This is a genomic window from Novosphingobium nitrogenifigens DSM 19370 (assembly GCF_000192575.1).
Lineage (GTDB): Bacteria > Pseudomonadota > Alphaproteobacteria > Sphingomonadales > Sphingomonadaceae > Novosphingobium > Novosphingobium nitrogenifigens.
In genome coordinates this window covers 1-245 of record NZ_GL876945.1, presented here as the reverse complement: position 1 = coordinate 245, position 245 = coordinate 1, and the positions used below count along the sequence as shown (strand labels likewise).

The following is a 245-nucleotide window of genomic DNA, read 5'->3' as shown; positions in this document are numbered from 1 at the left end:
GAATTTGCCTCGATCATCCCTTTGGGAGATTTGAGGCATGAGACGGCCCGCTATGCGGGCCGCCCCCGTCGCGGGGTGGAGCAGCCCGGTAGCTCGTCAGGCTCATAACCTGAAGGTCGCAGGTTCAAATCCTGCCCCCGCAACCATTTCTGGCTTGACTGTTTCGGCAGCCGACTTAGATGGGCGCTTCCCCGGCCGGTTCACAGCGAATCGGAATGAGAGGCGGGGCTGCTGCGAGGCAGTCT

1 tRNA gene is annotated in these 245 nt (G+C 62.0%); it reads left to right on the top strand.

Features of this window, described 5'->3' with window-relative positions:
• Positions 1 to 69 precede the first annotated feature (69 nt).
• Positions 70 to 146, top strand: a tRNA-Met gene (locus Y88_RS18680).
• Positions 147 to 245: the final 99 nt, after the last annotated feature.